Below are 15,922 nucleotides of genomic sequence, written 5' to 3'. Positions count from 1 at the left end.
AATGTGGTAACGTTTCCATGCTGGTTTTTCCGATGCGGACGAGGCGCGCTCGCGCCTCGTCCGGGAAGAACTACCAGCAGGTGAATCCCGCATCGACGTTGACGATCGCCCCGGTCATCAGGCTGGCCGCGCCCGAGGCGAGGAAGAGGACCGCGCTGGCAACCTCTTCCGGCGTTCCCATCCTGCCCATCGGCGTGTCGGCGAGCCAGAGCGGAATACGCTCGCGATTGGCTTCGACGGCCACCACCATCGGTGTCTCGATATAGGTGGGCGCAACGGCATTTACCCTGATACCGTGGTGTGCCCACTCGGCGGCCAACGAGCGCGTGAGGTGATGGACTGCCGCCTTGGAGACGTTATAGGCCGTCTGAGGCTGGGGCCGGTTGCAGATCGTCCCCGACATCGAGCCGAGGTTGACGATGGCGCCGCGTTTCATCGAAATCATCGGACGACCAAAGGCGCGCGAGCACCAGAAGACGCCGTTGAGATTGACGTCCATCATGCGCAGCCAATCGGCGTCGGTGAGATCCTGCGCCGGGATGCCGCTCTGGCCAATTCCGGCATTGTTCACCAGGATGGTCGCCGGCCGCCCGCCGTCGGCGAGTTCAGCCGCGATCGCGTCCATTCGGGCCGCGTCTGTGACGTCGCCGACCCGGACTTCGACGTCGTAGCCTCTGTCGCGCAACGCAAGTGCTTGCACAGCGTCGGCCTCGCTGCGTTCGATGACGACGACGGCGGCGCCCGCCTCCGCCAGCGCCTCGGTGCAGCAGAGACCGATCGCACGCCCTCCGCCTGTGACCACCGCCCGTTCGCCGTCGAGGCGAAATTTCTGCTGGTAGCTCATTTCGCGTCTCCTCAAATGTCAAAGGCGCTTGGAAGCACGACGATATCGCGGATAGTGACGTTGCGCGGACGGGTCAGCATGAAGATGATCGCGTCGGCGACTTCCTTGGGCTCGATCAAGGCTCCGGCCTCCTTGGCCTTGCGAAGGTTTTCCTCCGGCCAGTCCGCAAGCAAAGCGCTGATCACCGGCCCTGGAGAAACCGACCCCACACGAATGCCACTTTTCAGAAGCTGGCGTCGCATCGTCTGGACGAAGCACGTCATCGCCCACTTCGATGACGAATAAACAGGTTCCCATGGAATCGCCGAGTGTCCAGCGACGGAGCTGGTGACGACAATGTCGCCGGTGCCGCGTTCGATCATGTGCGGAATGACGCTTCGAACGTTCTTGATGACGACGTTTACATTGAGATTGAGCATCCGATCGATGGTATCGAGGTCGGTTTCCATCAGGTCGCCGCCGATATAGGTGCCTGCATTGGCATGCAGGATATCGAGCTTGCCGGTCTTCGACAGGATGCCATCGAGCAGTCCCGCACACTCGCCCGGATCCAGCAAGTTGATCTTGAGCGGAATAGCGCGCTCGCCAAGCCGGGCACAAACCGTCTCAAGGGCCTTCTCATCGCGGTCCACCAGCACGACCGTCGCGCCAGCGGCGAGCATTGCCTCCGTCGAAGCGAGTCCAATTCCGGACGCAGCACCCGTGACCGCCGCGATCTTCCCATTCAATTCCGTCATCGATTTTTCCTCCTGTCTTGATCCTGATTGTCAATTCTTCCCGACGCCGCAGGCGGCGTGATAGTCCGAGAGACTCTTCGTCACCCTCCAGATCAAAACCTGTTCCGGATCGAGCGGCGCATCTGCGAATTCCTGTGCGGCCGGCATATGCTGCCAAAACAAGGGCAGCGGTACAATTTGCCCTCGAAGCGCCTCGCACAGGCGCCCGACGGCCTCTTGGGCTTCAGCCGACGCCCAATAATAGCGAATGCGGTCAGACAGCGAGTAATGCCGCAGCCAGCGCATCTCGGCGTTTGTCCCGTGGTAGTGGCGGCTCCAGTTGCCGGGCTGATCGAGCATCAGCGCTTCCATCGCCGCATAGAGCGGACGCTGGCCGTAATCGGGCAAAAGGTGCGACGCGATCGCATCCAGCGCGTAGAGCGCCTCGCGCAGGACGAAGGTCAGTTCGGGACCGACCTTCAGAATGGGAAAGCCATCCTCCACCAGCGCGGCCAAGGGCCGGGTTCCCTGATAATCCGTCGAATGCGCCTCGAAGACAAACTGCGGCTCCTCGGTGAGCACCGATTTCAGCGCGTCTATCTTGCTGCGGTCGTAAAGGATGACATTCTGATTGCCGAACTCGACGCCCGGCTGAACGACCAGCCCGATGGCCCGTTCAAACGCTTGGCCGAGTCCTGCCTCTGCAAAGATCCGGCGGTGGACTTCGATCGTCTTCAGCGCCGCTGCGGCCGCCGTCGGATCGATGGTTGTCAGGGCATGATCGGCCCCGCCTGGCGGCGGCACTTCGGTGCCGATGACATAAACCGGCATTGCGCCGCCTCTCTTCTTCGCCGAGGCCTCGGCGACCGCCGCAAGCCGGGCGGCGCGATGGGCGGTGGTTTCGTCGTCGAGCGCCACCGGCTCGCCCTTGCAGCCCATTGAGGCATCGAGGTGAATCTTGCGAAACCCGGCATCGACATAGGCGGCAACCATCTTCTCCGCCTCGGCCATGGCCTCTTCGGCCGGCCGGTCACGCCAAGGATTGGGGCCGAGATGATCGCCGCCGAGAACGATCAGATTTTCCGGGCACCCTTCCTCGACTGCTATTTTGCGGACGAGGGACGCGAAGTCGCTTGGCGTCATTCCGGTATAGCCGCCGAGGTGATTGACCTGGTTGCAGGTCGCTTCGATCAGGACGGTGCTTGCCTGTTGCCGCCCGTGTCGGAGTGCGGCGCGAAGCACGATGGGATGGGCCGAGCATACGGAGGTCACGCCTCTGGGGTGGCCTTCGATCCTCATCTTGGCCAGTTCGTTGAGATGCACCTGCATCACGGGCGCCTTTCGGTTGAAGCGATGAATGCATCGAGTTCTTGCTGAGTGCCGGCACCTTCCATCGGACCGAGGACCGTCACGTTGCGGGCGCCGGCGGCCGAGGCATAGGTCAGAGCTTGCTGCGGAGACATTCCGAGCCGCCGGCAGGTTAGATAGGCGCCACCAAAGCAGTCGCCGGCGCCGGTGGGGTCGACCTCTTGAACGACAAATGCCGATGCGTCGATGCGGTCTCCTTGCCTGCCGAAATAGGTTGCGCCTTCGGCGCCGCGCTTCAGCACGATCTCCTTGACGCCGATCTCGAACAAGCGGCGGATCGCCTCTGCCTCGCCTTCGACGCCGGCGGCACGCTCAAGCTCCTCTCCGGACGGCAGAAGCAGATCGGCGGCAGCGACAAGCTTGGAAAAGCGGCGCTCGGTATCCTCATTCAGCTTCAATTCCTTGCGAATGTTCGGATCCACTGAGAGGGTTCCGCCCCGCGCCTTGACGATGTCGACCGCCTTGTCGATCACCGCGCGCGCGCTGGGGACCGACAGAGCGGAACCCATCACGTGAAGATGTCCGCTCCGATGGATGAGATCGCCGACCGCTTGAGACCAGCCGAAGCGCGCAGCTGCTGATGTGGCGATGTTATAGACGAAATCCCTGGAGCCATCCTTGCGGTAGCGGACAAAGGCGCTGCCTGTGGGGTAATCCGAATCGATCGAGATCGTCGAAACGTCGACGCCGTCGCGTTTGAGGCGATCGGTATTGACACGACCGAAATCGTCATCGCCGACGGCGCCGACCATTGCGGCCTTGCCGCCCAGGCGCCCGCATTGCGAGATGAAGATCGCCGGCGCTCCGCTCGCGAACGGACCGACGAGCGGCTGGGCTTTGAGAAAACCGTCTCCGACCGTCGTGGCGACGATCTCGACGAGGATCTCCCCTACGCAAACGGTGGGACCAAGCGGGTCCGGAGCCAGTACTGAAGTCATTTGCAATCCTGCTTTCGATCGTTCTTGTCGTCAACTCGTCGCCGACTGGATCGGCGCACCGTCCTCGCCGCCGAACTCCTCGCTCTCCAATGACAGAAAGCGCTGGTGCAACATGCACGCCGCCCCGAAGGCGGAGCCGAACTCCGCATCATCGTCCACGACGATCTCCGGCGTGGGGAAAGGTATACTCTGGCCCTCCGACATGTGGACCGCCACCCGGGCGGCCACCATCGGGTAGAGGGATGCCACAGAGCCACCCAGCACGATCCTGTCGGGGTCGAGCAGCCGACAGGCCTGCAGCAATGCATATGCGAGATGGCGCGACCAGGTTTCGGCGATATTGACCGCGGCCGGGACACGGTCATGAACGTCGCCAAGGAATTCCTGCAGATCGACGTGCTTACGTCCAATAGCCTCGCGATACTGCCTGATCAGCACTTCGCGACCGATCAGTTGCTCAAACTTCTGACCGCCGCTTCCCGGCACCAGGGTGTGACCGATTTCTCCCGCCAGGCCGTGGCCGCCCCGGAACAGCTTGCCATCGATCATGATACCGCCGCCAACGCCGGTTTCCATCAGCAGGAACAGGGTCACGCCTGAGACGCCGTGACGATAGCTGTCGCCGATCGCAAAGGCGTTGGCGTCGTTTTCAACGGCGATCGGGACGGCGGCCGGGAAGGCGGATCGGCCAATCTCCTTCAACGACACCTCCCGCCAGCCGATGATGGGTGCGAGGGTGACAATTCCGTCCGGCCGGATGTGGGCCGGCGCCGATATGCCGAGACCCTTGCAGCGTCCGATCATCCTCTTTTCCATCGCACTGACAATCAGCTCGACGCCCTCGGCCACGGCCTTCTCCACGGTCGAAGACATGGTGTCGAACGCCATTTTCCGACATGCCCGGACGTCGGCGGAGAGATCGATAACTGCGGCCGAAATATGCTCGACACCAATCTCGATCCCGACGAAGAATGCGGCATCGGGGACCAGTTCGAGCATGATACCAGGACGCCCGGCACGGGAATGCTCCAGGCGCTGCTTGCCGCTCTCGTCCGACTCCTGAACGAACCCGCCTTCCGTCAGCTCGGCGACGATCTCTCCCGAGGACGAGCGATTCATCCCGAGCTTCCGGGCGAGATCCGCCCGGCTGAGGCTTCGGTGGGCATAGATCGTCTGCAAGGCGGCGACGATATTGTTCTGTCGGATCCTGCGCGGCGAACTTCCGATGGAGACGGTGTCGTTCATGTTTCAATTCCCTTCAGTCGGCCCAACCCTTACACGACTGGAACAGGCTGTCAGAGGGATAATCAGGGCCGCGCGTTTGTGGCGCGGCGGCGCTTGGCCTCGTCATATTTCAGCTCGATGTAGCGCTTCGCGTGCGCCGCAAGCGGATCATTATCCTCCCAGGTGTCGCGCCAGATCGCACAGGCGAGCGACAGGCCTTCGTCCACGACCGTCGTCGAGAAGCTTTCGAACACGATGTCGCGCTTGTAGTCGATGTCGAGCAGAGCGTCGAAGATCAGATCGAAGTTGATGACACCGTCACCGAGGTAACCGCGATTGCTCTCGCCGATGTGGAAGTAGCCGACCTTGTCGCCGGCCAAGCGGATCGCCGCGGCCGGATTGGCTTCCTCGATGTTCATATGGAATGTGTCGAGGTGGAGACGGACATGCTCCGATCCCGTCTCGGCGACGAACTTCAGCCCCTGCGCTGCCGTATTCAGCAGGTTGGTCTCGAACCGGTTGACAACCTCCAGGACGAGGTCGACGTTCGCTTGTCTGGCGACTTCGGCGGTTGCGGCGATCGCGGCGACGCTATTGTCCCAGCCCTTCTTCGTCGGTTGGCGATTGTACTTGGTGTGCGCGGAATAGAGAATTCCGCCCAGCTTGTTGCCGCCGATGTCACGGACCGCCCGAACGGCGTCGGCCAGCGTCTGCTTGCCGGCGGACACAGCTGAGGTATCCTCGCTCGATACGTCCCTGTCGAGCGGCAGGCCCATCGTCACGCCAATCTCCACGTCAAGCGACTGCGCAAGCTTTGCCAGTCGATCGAGATTGAATTTCTCGGGGCGCAGATAGGCAAATTCGATGGTGCGATATCCGTGTTCGGCCGTCTTGTTGAGGGCCATCTCCAGCCCTTCCTGCGTTTGGCCGCCTGTCCATACAAATGAATGGATACCCAATCGACGCATAGCCTTTTCCTCCAAAAAATGCCTTTGGCTGCGGACAGTGCTATGCCATTTAGTTTGGCAAGACAACAAATAATTTTGGCTTAAAATCTTTTGCTGCTTTGCAAAAATACCTTGCAATGCAACATTTTAAGCTTGCGCCCATTGCATTCAACCCTCCGTCGGAAATTAGTTTCTGCGAAAATCAATAGGATAGATCCTCTATTTGCATGTTTAGACAACAAATGTTGCGCCGGTGGTTTTTTTGGCCTACACAAAGGACCGGCGAAATGATCTCGCTGCACTTTGGGAGGATTGAAAATGAACTATGCTTTGAAGGCTAGCGCGCTTGCGCTGACGCTCAGCCTCGCCGCCACTGCTTCGCCTGCCTGGGCTGATTTCTGGTCCGACGCCGGCGCCAAATTCAAGGGCGTGACACTGCACGGCGTCACCGAAAGCACCCCGCCATCGAACTACATCAGGAATGTGCTTGCTCCGGAATTCGAAAAGAAGACCGGCATCAAGGTCGACATCGAGACGACGTCCTGGGATCAGATGTACGACAAGGCCATCAAGGACATGGAAGCCAAGACTGGTATCTATGACATGGTCTACATCGAGCAGGACATCATCTACTCCTATCTCGCCAGGAATTTCCTCGTCGACATCACCAAGACGCTTAAAGACCAGCCGGATCTGAAGGCGCCGACCTACGACGATGCGAACTTCACCAGCTTTGCCGACTATTTCAAGGACGCGAGCGGCGATCTCTTCGGCGTTCCGATGGAAGCCTTCCTGAAGGCGTATCTCTATCGTAAGGACCTGTTCGAAGATCCGAAGATCAAGGAAGCTTTCAAGAAGGAAACCGGCAAGGACCTGAAGCCGGCGACCACACACGCGGAATACACCGAGATCGCCGAATTCTTCACGAAGTACGGCAAGGACAACGGTATGGAGCTCTGGGGCACCACCGCTCAGGCACATACCGGCCATCCGGCGTCCTGGTATGAATTCTTCGAGTCCATCGCGCCGACCTTCGGCGTCTACAATTGGGGCATCGACGCCAAGAACAATTATGCGGCGACGGTCGAACATGGCGGCGCAATGAACGGCGACAAGGCCAAGGCCGCGTTGAAGTACTGGCTGCACCTGCGCGACATCGCTCCTCCGGAATCGACGCAGTCAACCTGGACGGAAACCGCAACGACCTTCGCCGCGGGCCGCGTCGCCCAGGGCCTGATCTACGGTGAGAACGCCGCGTGGATCGCAAGCGATCCGGCGCAGTCGAAGGTGGTCGGCCAGGTCGGTTTCGCTCTGCCGCCGCTCGAGCCGGGCGTATTGGACGACGCGAAAGCTGGAAAGGGCTATATCGGCTACTACGATGGCGGCGCCTTCGGCGTTCCGGTCACGTCCAAGAACAAGGAAGCATCACTGCTGTTCCTCGAATTCATCGGCCAGAACGAAGTGCAGCCCGATTGGGCGATCGCCGCACCGCGCATCACCAACAAGGCGACGTTCGACGATCCGAAGGTGAAGGAGATGGACGTCAAGCTCGGCGGCTTCTACACGATGCTGAAGGACGACGGCAAGCTCTTCGCCGGCGCTCCCCCCTACCCCTTCCATGCGCAGGTGCGTGAAGCGACCGCTCCTATCTTCTACGACATCCTGACCGGCAAGATCGGGCCCGATGAAGGCCTCGACCAGATGGCGGCCAAGGCCGAAGAAGAGCTCACCTCGCTCGGCTATCGCAAATAAAACATCCTCCCCAACTTGACGGGTCGTTCCGACGACCCGTCATCTTCCGTTCCCAGATGGAGCGGACGTCCACATAACGTTCAATGGGGGATAGGCGATGCATTCGCAGAAGCTCGGGTGGCTGTTGCTGTCACCGACCATAGTGATCCTCGGACTGTTCGGGATCTTTCCTTTCATCTACGTCCTCTGGGTCTCTTTCCATTCATGGAACCCGTTCGCGGCCAATCCGGGCATGATTTTCAACTGGGCTGAGAACTATCGGCGGCTCGTCTTCGACCCGCAGTTCCTGGCATCACTCGGCATCACCCTGACATTCGTCTTCTTCGCGGTCGTGTCGGAGCTGGTCCTTGGCTACATCCTCGCCCAGGCGCTGCTCAAGGACTTTCCCGGAAAAGCGGTGTTTCGCACGATCCATACGCTGCCGCTGATCATGGCGCCGATCATCGTCGGCTCAGTCTGGAAGCTGATGACCACCCCCTCCATCGGCATCATTCCCTATCTTCTGAGGAGCTGGTTCGGCTACGATCTGAATATCGGCCAGAGCGCCGTCGCGGCCTTCACCGTCACTGTCATCATGGACATCTGGCACTGGACGCCGCTCGTCACCCTGTCGCTGATCGCCGCACTCGTCTCACTTCCTTCAGACCCGTTCGAGCAGGCGCAGATCGACGGCGCGGGCAAAAGCCAGATCTTCTGGCACATCACGCTGCCCCTGATCCGTCCGGCCATGCTCGCCACCGTGTTCATCAGGCTGATGGATGCGCTGCGCACCGTTGACGAAGTCCTGATGCTGACCGGCGGCGGTCCGGGTTCATCGACGCGCTACATCGGCGTCCATATCTTCAAGGAAGTCTTTCCCAAGACGAATTACGGCTACGGTTCGGCGATCTCCGTCATCGTCCTCTATCTCACCATCGTCGTCTGCTGGCTGCTCTACGTCGGTTTGATTGCGCCCCGCGTGAAGAGAGGTTGAAGCGATGAAGAAGACCCGTTTTCCCTGGCTTCCGGTCGTCCTGTGGACCTTGATAAGCCTCGCGACCCTTTTCCCGATCTACTGGCTCTTCGTCATATCGGTGAAACAGCCCTTCGACCTGTTCTCGACGCCCGATGTCATTCTCCGGAGCTTCTTCTGGAAGAACTACCAGGACGTGCTGACCAATCCGACCTTGCGCGGATACATGCTCAACTCGATGATCATTTCGTCAGGCAACGCGCTGCTCGTCACCACGCTCGGCTTCCTTGCCTGCTACGCCCTGACGCGCTTCGACCTCGCCGGCAAGGAAAGCATCTTCTTCTGGACGATCACCAACCGCATGGCGCCGCCGGCGGTCTTCCTGCTGCCGCTTTTCCTGCTGCTGACGCAGGTCTACAGGATCGGCGACTTCTCGCTCGCCGATTCCAAGCTGGGCATGATCCTGGTCTATTGCTCCTTCAACCTTCCCTTCGCCATCTGGACGCTGCGTCCGACCGTGGAAGGCATTCCGAAGGAATTGGACGAGGCGGCCTACATGGACGGCGCGAGCCCATGGACCGTCCTCTATGATATCATCTTTCCTTTGGCACGGCCCGGACTTGCGGTGACGCTAATCCTGACCTGGGTGTTTGCGTGGAACGAATACCTGCTGGCAGCGACGCTCACCAATTTCCACGCGCGGACTCTGACCACCGGCTTGTCTGAATATGTGACGACGACGGGAACGGCCTGGGGCATCATGGCCGCGATCTCAATGCTGACATTGGTTCCGGCGCTCATCGTCTTTTCGGTGGTCCAGCGTCACATCGTCGCCGGCCTGACCTTCGGCGCCGTGAAAGGATGAAACTATGACGTCTCAATCAAGAAATAACGAACGCAAGCCGGGATTTCTGCCGATCGAAACGAACTGGTTCGACCGGCTCTTCATCTCGATCGTGATCTGGGTCGCCCTCTCGCTGTTCTGGATGCGGTTCATCGAGCCGTTCGGGCCTTCGGTATGGTTCGCGGCGGCAATCTCGGCGGTCCTTGGCGCCTATGTCGTCTGGAAGGGATGAACCGATGAATTCCGTCAATGACATCAAAACACAAACTGGGCTGCTTTAGGGGGAACGACATTGGCAAACGTACAGGTTAGCGACGTCACCAAGAAGTATGGCTCTCTTCAGGTCATGCATGGCGTGAGCGTCGACATCGAGGACGGGGAATTCGTCGTTCTGGTCGGTCCCTCCGGATGCGGCAAGTCCACCCTGCTCCGGATGATCGCCGGGCTGGAGACGGTCAGCAGCGGAGACATCCGGATCGGCGGCCGTGTCGTCACCGACGCTCCTCCAAAGGAGCGTGACATCGCGATGGTCTTCCAGAGCTACGCGCTCTATCCCCACAAGACGGTCGCCGAGAATATGGGCTTTCCGCTGAAGATGGCCAAACGTCCGAAGGCGGAGATCGACGAGAAGGTCGGCAGGGCGGCCGAGATCCTCGATCTGACGCGTTATCTCGACCGCTATCCGAAGCAACTGTCGGGCGGACAGCGTCAACGCGTGGCGATGGGTCGTGCCATCGTCCGAGACCCGAAGGTCTTCCTATTCGACGAGCCATTGTCGAACCTCGACGCTAAACTCCGCGTCACCATGCGCGTCGAGATCAAGGAGCTTCACCAGCGGCTGAAGACCACCACCGTCTACGTCACGCACGATCAGATCGAGGCGATGACGATGGCCAACAAGATCGTGGTGATGCGTGACGGGAGGGTCGAGCAGATCGGCAAGCCTCTCGATCTCTACGACTTCCCCGTCAACCTCTTCGTCGCCGGCTTCATCGGCAGCCCATCGATGAACTTCCTTGAGGGCCGCATAGCCACCCGCGACGGCAGGAAGATCGTCGTCACCGAACAGGGCATCACCTTGCCCATGGCAGATACAAATGCGGAGGAAGGACGAGCCGTTACCTACGGCATCCGACCGGAGCACATCACGATCGGCGAAGAAGGCGTTCCGGTCGAAGTCTCGGTGTTCGAGCCGACGGGTTCCGAGACGTTGATCTTCGGCCGCACGGGAGGCGTGCCGATCGACGCGCTGATCCGTGAGCGTATCGAGGTCGACCCCGGACGGACGATGTACTTCCACATCGATCCCCGACGTGCGCATATCTTCGATCGGGAAACAGGCCAGAGACTTTAGGAGATCGACCCATGGAGTTCAGAGGAAAGACGGTGATCGTGACCGGCGCCGGCAAAGGTATCGGACGCGAAATTGTAAGGATGCTCGTCGAACGGAGTGCGCAGGTCGTCGCGCTGACGCGTAGTGCTGCCGACGTCGAAGCGTTGCGAGGGGAATTCGGCTGCCGGGCAATCCAGGTCGATCTCGCGGACGCCGATGCAACCAGAGAGGCGGCGATCGCTGCCCTTCCCGCAGATTTCCTTATCAACTGCGCCGGCACGACCGAGCTCCAGCCGTTCCTGGAGACGACCGTCGAAGCGTTCGATCGTCTTGTCGCGGTCAATACGCGCGCTCCGATGATCGTCGCCCAGGAATATGCCCGTTCGCTGATCAAGGAGGGCCGCAAGGGCGCCATCGTCAATGTCTCGTCGGTCGCCTCCTTCGTCGGCATCCCCGACCACGCGGCCTATTGTGCATCGAAGGGTGGATTGGATGGCTTGACGCGGGTCATGGCCAAGGAACTTGCGCCGCACGGCATCCGCGCCAACGGCGTCCATCCAACGGTGACGTTGACGCCAATGGCGGTGAAGGCATGGAGCGATCCCGAGAAAGCCGCGGGGATGATGAAGCGAATTCCCGTCGGTCGCTTCGCCGAGCCGGCAGATATCGCCGAGGTTGTTCTTTTCCTGCTGTCCGATCAGGCTGCCATGGTGAACGGGATATCGATGCCGGTGGACGGTGGTTATATGATTGCTTGAAGTTCAGGACGAACGCGTCGTACGAGGCTGCGATTGCAATCGGGAAAGCGGCGGCGTTGACCGCCGCACCAATCGGCGCAGCTCATCTTGATCGACAAAATGGTCCGTCACTCCGGCCTCTTTATCCGGATGACTGAAGACAAGACCGTCGGAATCCTCAAGCTTGAGAGCTTGCTCGGTATTCATGATCCCCAGTGCCTGGCGCTCGTACTCGGACTCGAGCGCCGCCTCGACGATGGCTTTTCTCTTGCGCATGTCCATATCCTCCGTTCCTCAAAGGGTAACGGACGGCCGGACTCGCGGTTCCGATCGAGGCATCACGATATGAGACCCGTTGAAACGAACGCCCCGCCGATACTCCCCGGTACTGGCGACGCCGCCTAACTCGGCGAGACGTCAGGCCCACCGGCGGCTCTTTGAATTAAGCGGGCAACCACTTCTGTGCGGTTCTGCGCCTGCAACTTGCGCATTATGTGCTGCAAATGCATCTTCACCGTATGCCCCGACAAATTAAGTTTTCCTGCAATGACCTTATTTGAACAGCCGCATTGCAGCTCTGCGAGGACATCCGCTTCCCGGGGAGTGAAATCAGCAATCGCCAAATACTGCGTCCTCTCATCCAAACTCTTTTCGGCCTCATTTCTGACCGGCGTATGATCGTTTGGGACTGCTGTAACAGCTCCCAATAGCTGCGGGAAAAACGTTCCTCCAGCCAGAACGAGACGAAGACCGGCAAGGGCAATGTCAATGGGAAGTGAAGTCGAGAATAAGCCGCGGAGGCCCATCTTGAGTGCCTGACGGGCTATGATGGCGTCATCCGTACCTGAGAGCAACGTGACAGGAGCCTCAGGAAAACGTGCAGCAATCGCCGCGAGATCGTCACGCAGGCTGGTGCTCTCAACACTTCTGCCAGCCAGACCCAATACAATCAAACGCACCTCAGCTCCGAGAGCACTCTCGAGACTCTCGGTCGAGATCAAATCTATAACGTTCCATCCGGCGAGTTCACGCTCAAGAAGCTTCACCACGGTGGTGCGCGCCAATGTAGAATGCTCGATGATGATCACAGTTGGTGCATTGCGCCCGATACGGCGCCTAGTTCCAGTAATGTCGGACACTTGCGTGCTCCCCAAGAATATTTGCAACGCAACAGCTGTTCATATTATTCCTGTTCTCACTACATGTCATGAGAAAAAGTGAGTGTATTTCTGATATTAATAGTCTTACCTCTCATGATGATTCTTATAGTTTATAAAATATCAATGATAGATAACTGGGATTGCAGAGCACATTGAAGAGATTTTTCATGAATGCCTGCTGGTTCGACTTGTCGCTGCAGACTTTCCAGCCTTCGCCGAATTCACGTACGGCAAGCGGGTCAACAAAGCTTTCAAAGGCACTGAAAAGGCAACTGATCTGCTACCGATCCATTTCGGAAAGCGCCATTGGATATAACGAGTTGCCGATCGGCTCGGCTTTGTTTTCATATCTCAATTCAAAGCAGTCGCAGACCCGACAACAAAATGACAAACGCGAAAAGCAACAAAAGCTTGAGATCGCTGACTACCCCTTATGATTAGTGAAACTGTGCTCTAATGACGCATTAATACCAGTTAGCATTGTTCTCCCGCAAACAGCACTGCGCCGGCACCGACCGATAGTGGCCGGAGGTCACGGCCCCAGTCGGCCGAAATCGGCGACAATGCGGATGAGGTCATTGTGGAATGTTCGGGATCTCACTGAGCCCGCCGTTCAGTGCCATATCGGCCCAAGGAGCCGAATGCCGGGTGGAGGAAACAATTCAACACATGGCTTGAAAGATCGCACAAAGAACGGTTTCGTGCAGTTGAGCCTCCGCAATGCAAGTGGGGAGGCTATGCGCTAGCGCAATACCAGCAAAAATGCGTAGAGGTTTTGCGTCCGGAATTGCGTGGAAACAAAGAGATAGAGCATTTCCGTGCTTCGAAGAAAAATGGAAAGGCTCTAGCCATGCATGAAGCTCAGAATGTCGTCTACGAGAGCCGAATGGGCGTCTGTGAGGTTACCGTCTCCGCCGTGGCCCGCGATGCCGGCCAACTGGAGCGCATGTTGATCATAGAGAACATGATCGACCTGTTGGGCGTCCGCCGTCCCACCGGCGGGAACGGCAATGTTGATGGGATGGAAATAGCCGAAATTGACATCGACCATGCTGCCGGTTGACGATCCGACCCCGTCACCGCCACCGCCGAGCGCATGGTTGCCGGTGAAAATCGTGTCTGACGACAGGTTGAAGCCACCGCCATTGCCGCCGATGCCTGCGATCTGCACAGCGCCCTGATCGAAAATCACATTGTTTGTCTGATGGGCCTCCGCCGAGCCGCCCGCGGCGCCAATGGCGATATTGATCGGCGAGAAGATGGCGATACTCACGTCGACCATAGTGCCGACGAAATATCCATCGCCGCCATGACCTGCATAAAAGTCGCCGGTCAATGTGAGCGCAGTTCCCGGGCTCATCGACGAGCCGTGGCTCGCGACGTTATGGTCTCCGCCCGAGCCGCCCATGCCGCCGATCTGGGTTGCGCCCTGCAGGAACAGGGCGTTGTTCGATTGCTCGGCGTGAGCCGTCGCGCCGGGGCCTGCAGCCACGGCAGTATTGACGGGGGCAAACAGTGCGACTTCGGTGCTCACGAGTCCGCCGTAGAAAAGCCCATTGCCCCCCGTGCCGGCATGATTGGCGCCATCGCCGCTGCCGATGGCAACATTGCCGCTGCCGCCATTCCCGCCTATCCCGGCCATTTCGGTGGGATGCTGATTGATGAGCGCATCATTGCCCTGGAAAGCGTCGGCACCCGAATGAGGTCCCGCAATAGCGGCATTGGACGGCATGAAAACGGCCAACGCGTTGCTGCTGATCACGCCTTCGCTTATCCCGTCACCACCGCTGCCGGCTGAATTAGAGCTTGGACCGGAAGCGACATCCAATGGAAGCCAAGTCGGCACCAGCGCCAGATGTCCCGCGGCCAGATTGGAGGCGAGGTGTTGATCGGTGCCCGCCTTGGGCAAGTCTTCCACTAAGGAACGAGTTTCCGCCATTGCCGTCTCCATCCGCGGTCAACCGCACGTCCACCGAGCGTGCGGCGCCATGCAGCCTGAATTGTTCAGGCATTGTGCCTCTGAACGGAAGAAAAGCGGAGCCTGCAATTCGTCTACATCCCGTCGGCTAGGACTGTAGCCATTTGGCTGTCATGACCGCAGCGCCCGTTGTGCGAGTTTGCGAGCACCAATCCGCCCTTGGATCAGAGGTCCTGCATCTTTCTCGCGGCGGAACATAAACGTTTTCAGCCCCGAACAGGATCGTCTTTGCCAAGCGCAAACCTGATGAGAACCCCGGATACAGGCGGTTTTCTTCGGGGGGCGCTGCTTCAAAAAGCGGCGCCGCTTCGACGAGGTCGCAGACATGATCGTGGCCATGCCATCCGACGCCAAAGCACAAAGTACCAATTCAAATAACGCTTCGCCGCCTCGAAGTATACATCCGAATGAATGTCACCGAATATCTAGATGGTTCACAGATTAAATCGCAGGCATTATTTGCCTGCGGTTGTATTGGCTGACGGTGACATGCTTGATACTCACGCCGTAAAAGCAACACTGATGAAACGAAGTAGAAGGAGTGACATCAATGCCTATTCCACAGATATCCGACACGATTCATCTCAACAACCCGGATGCGGGTGACGCGAATGCCGGCAACGGCGGCGATGGCCACAACGATGGGAACATCAACTACAACCCGGTTGCATATGTAGACCCAGTGCAAACGGTCTACGGGGCCGATACCCATCTGCACAACGGCGATCACGTTTGGCAGAAGGCAGGTTGGGACGCCGGCAGTGGCGGAGACGGTGGCTTTGCTCAGGCCAAGAACGGCTTCCTGGCGGCGGTCACGAACAGCGGCGACGGCGGCGCGGGGGGAGATTCCCACTCCAACGGCAGCCAAGGAAACTCGAGCGGCGGCGACACGGCTACCGTGAATGCGGCGACGACCGCGACACAATATACGCAGCTTGTGGCCGATCAGCATGCGACCATCCTCGCAGGCGTCGGCGGCAACGGCGGCAACGGAAACAACGCTCTGGGCGGCGATATCTCGTCAGCTCTGGTTCACACGGATCCCGAAACGACGACGGTGAACAATTCTCTCGATCACTTCATAAACGCCTTCGGCCATATCGACGTCGACCATCTCGGCTCCTGAACT

At 59.2% G+C, this 15,922-nt stretch carries 17 protein-coding genes; 8 read left to right on the top strand and 9 right to left on the bottom strand.

The genetic code is table 11. The annotated features are described in order from the left end of the window. Positions 1-70 precede the first annotated feature (70 nt). From AC2444_RS01430 to AC2444_RS01405, 6 genes are all read right to left on the bottom strand, one after another. Positions 71-844: an SDR family NAD(P)-dependent oxidoreductase gene (locus tag AC2444_RS01430; protein WP_012756012.1), complete on the bottom strand. Its 774-nt coding sequence runs from the start codon at positions 842-844 to the stop codon at positions 71-73. Between the two features lie 11 nt (positions 845-855). Further along, on the bottom strand, positions 856-1,581 hold the full coding sequence (locus AC2444_RS01425) for an SDR family oxidoreductase (protein ID WP_012756011.1): 726 nt from the start codon (positions 1,579-1,581) through the stop codon (positions 856-858). A gap of 30 nt (positions 1,582-1,611) precedes the next feature. Beyond that, complete coding sequence (locus tag AC2444_RS01420; RefSeq protein ID WP_012756010.1) at positions 1,612-2,889, bottom strand: D-tagatose-bisphosphate aldolase, class II, non-catalytic subunit; 1,278 nt, start codon at positions 2,887-2,889, stop codon at positions 1,612-1,614. After that, on the bottom strand, positions 2,889-3,866 hold the full coding sequence (locus tag AC2444_RS01415) for a tagatose kinase (protein WP_012756009.1): 978 nt from the start codon (positions 3,864-3,866) through the stop codon (positions 2,889-2,891). The genes AC2444_RS01420 and AC2444_RS01415 overlap by 1 nt, the downstream gene beginning before the upstream one ends. 30 nt (positions 3,867-3,896) lie before the next feature. Beyond that, a complete protein-coding gene (locus AC2444_RS01410) occupies positions 3,897-5,111 on the bottom strand; it encodes an ROK family transcriptional regulator (RefSeq protein ID WP_012756008.1) in 1,215 nt (404 codons plus the stop codon). 62 nt (positions 5,112-5,173) lie between these two features. After that, positions 5,174-6,058 carry a sugar phosphate isomerase/epimerase family protein gene (locus AC2444_RS01405; protein WP_012756007.1) on the bottom strand — a complete coding sequence of 295 codons (885 nt, stop codon included), beginning with the start codon at positions 6,056-6,058 and terminating at the stop codon, positions 5,174-5,176. 297 nt (positions 6,059-6,355) lie between these two features. Between AC2444_RS01405 and AC2444_RS01400 the strand changes: the two genes are divergently transcribed. The 6 genes from AC2444_RS01400 (at position 6,356) to AC2444_RS01375 (ending at position 11,676) form a co-directional block, all read left to right on the top strand. After that, entirely contained in the window at positions 6,356-7,789 is a 1,434-nt protein-coding gene (locus tag AC2444_RS01400) for an extracellular solute-binding protein (RefSeq protein ID WP_012756006.1), read from the top strand. A 97-nt stretch (positions 7,790-7,886) separates the two neighbouring features. Next, a complete protein-coding gene (locus AC2444_RS01395; RefSeq protein WP_012756005.1) occupies positions 7,887-8,762 on the top strand; it encodes a carbohydrate ABC transporter permease in 876 nt (291 codons plus the stop codon). Between the two features lie 4 nt (positions 8,763-8,766). Next, a complete protein-coding gene (locus tag AC2444_RS01390; protein WP_012756004.1) occupies positions 8,767-9,606 on the top strand; it encodes a carbohydrate ABC transporter permease in 840 nt (279 codons plus the stop codon). A 4-nt stretch (positions 9,607-9,610) separates the two neighbouring features. Then, complete coding sequence (locus AC2444_RS01385) at positions 9,611-9,817, top strand: DUF2160 family membrane protein (protein ID WP_012756003.1); 207 nt, start codon at positions 9,611-9,613, stop codon at positions 9,815-9,817. Positions 9,818-9,877: 60 nt separating this feature from the next. Then, a complete protein-coding gene (locus AC2444_RS01380; RefSeq protein ID WP_012756002.1) occupies positions 9,878-10,939 on the top strand; it encodes an ABC transporter ATP-binding protein in 1,062 nt (353 codons plus the stop codon). Positions 10,940-10,950: 11 nt separating this feature from the next. Next, entirely contained in the window at positions 10,951-11,676 is a 726-nt protein-coding gene (locus AC2444_RS01375; protein WP_012756001.1) for an SDR family oxidoreductase, read from the top strand. A 3-nt stretch (positions 11,677-11,679) separates the two neighbouring features. On the opposite strand, the gene AC2444_RS01370 is transcribed toward AC2444_RS01375, so the two are convergent. Both AC2444_RS01370 and AC2444_RS01365 read right to left on the bottom strand, forming a co-directional pair. Continuing rightward, on the bottom strand, positions 11,680-11,937 hold the full coding sequence (locus AC2444_RS01370) for a hypothetical protein (RefSeq protein WP_017992890.1): 258 nt from the start codon (positions 11,935-11,937) through the stop codon (positions 11,680-11,682). Positions 11,938-12,056: 119 nt separating this feature from the next. Then, positions 12,057-12,821: a LuxR family transcriptional regulator gene (locus AC2444_RS01365; RefSeq protein ID WP_017992889.1), complete on the bottom strand. Its 765-nt coding sequence runs from the start codon at positions 12,819-12,821 to the stop codon at positions 12,057-12,059. A gap of 161 nt (positions 12,822-12,982) precedes the next feature. Here AC2444_RS01365 and AC2444_RS01360 point away from each other — a divergent pair, with 161 nt between their 5' ends. After that, positions 12,983-13,252, top strand: coding sequence for a hypothetical protein (locus AC2444_RS01360; RefSeq protein ID WP_012755998.1), 270 nt, complete (start codon positions 12,983-12,985; stop codon positions 13,250-13,252). Positions 13,253-13,659: 407 nt separating this feature from the next. On the opposite strand, the gene AC2444_RS01355 is transcribed toward AC2444_RS01360, so the two are convergent. Further along, complete coding sequence (locus AC2444_RS01355) at positions 13,660-14,754, bottom strand: hypothetical protein (RefSeq protein WP_012755997.1); 1,095 nt, start codon at positions 14,752-14,754, stop codon at positions 13,660-13,662. Between the two features lie 589 nt (positions 14,755-15,343). Here AC2444_RS01355 and AC2444_RS01350 point away from each other — a divergent pair. Then, a complete protein-coding gene (locus AC2444_RS01350) occupies positions 15,344-15,919 on the top strand; it encodes a hypothetical protein (protein WP_012755996.1) in 576 nt (191 codons plus the stop codon). The last annotated feature ends 3 nt before the right edge of the window (positions 15,920-15,922 follow it).

It is taken from the genome of Rhizobium sp. WSM1328, from assembly GCF_057653715.1.
The sequence above is the reverse complement of the archived record's forward strand: the minus strand, read 5'-3'. Positions and strand labels throughout refer to the sequence as shown.

Coding starts and splice junctions, on each gene's coding strand:
- AC2444_RS01430 (WP_012756012.1), bottom strand. CDS start 844: ATGAGCTACCAGCAGAAATTTCGCCTCGACGGCGAACGGGCGGTGGTC.
- AC2444_RS01425 (WP_012756011.1), bottom strand. CDS start 1,581: ATGACGGAATTGAATGGGAAGATCGCGGCGGTCACGGGTGCTGCGTCC.
- AC2444_RS01420 (WP_012756010.1), bottom strand. CDS start 2,889: ATGCAGGTGCATCTCAACGAACTGGCCAAGATGAGGATCGAAGGCCAC.
- AC2444_RS01415 (WP_012756009.1), bottom strand. CDS start 3,866: ATGACTTCAGTACTGGCTCCGGACCCGCTTGGTCCCACCGTTTGCGTA.
- AC2444_RS01410 (WP_012756008.1), bottom strand. CDS start 5,111: ATGAACGACACCGTCTCCATCGGAAGTTCGCCGCGCAGGATCCGACAG.
- AC2444_RS01405 (WP_012756007.1), bottom strand. CDS start 6,058: ATGCGTCGATTGGGTATCCATTCATTTGTATGGACAGGCGGCCAAACG.
- AC2444_RS01400 (WP_012756006.1), top strand. CDS start 6,356: ATGAACTATGCTTTGAAGGCTAGCGCGCTTGCGCTGACGCTCAGCCTC.
- AC2444_RS01395 (WP_012756005.1), top strand. CDS start 7,887: ATGCATTCGCAGAAGCTCGGGTGGCTGTTGCTGTCACCGACCATAGTG.
- AC2444_RS01390 (WP_012756004.1), top strand. CDS start 8,767: ATGAAGAAGACCCGTTTTCCCTGGCTTCCGGTCGTCCTGTGGACCTTG.
- AC2444_RS01385 (WP_012756003.1), top strand. CDS start 9,611: ATGACGTCTCAATCAAGAAATAACGAACGCAAGCCGGGATTTCTGCCG.
- AC2444_RS01375 (WP_012756001.1), top strand. CDS start 10,951: ATGGAGTTCAGAGGAAAGACGGTGATCGTGACCGGCGCCGGCAAAGGT.
- AC2444_RS01370 (WP_017992890.1), bottom strand. CDS start 11,937: ATGGACATGCGCAAGAGAAAAGCCATCGTCGAGGCGGCGCTCGAGTCC.
- AC2444_RS01360 (WP_012755998.1), top strand. CDS start 12,983: ATGAATGCCTGCTGGTTCGACTTGTCGCTGCAGACTTTCCAGCCTTCG.
- AC2444_RS01355 (WP_012755997.1), bottom strand. CDS start 14,754: ATGGCGGAAACTCGTTCCTTAGTGGAAGACTTGCCCAAGGCGGGCACC.
- AC2444_RS01350 (WP_012755996.1), top strand. CDS start 15,344: ATGCCTATTCCACAGATATCCGACACGATTCATCTCAACAACCCGGAT.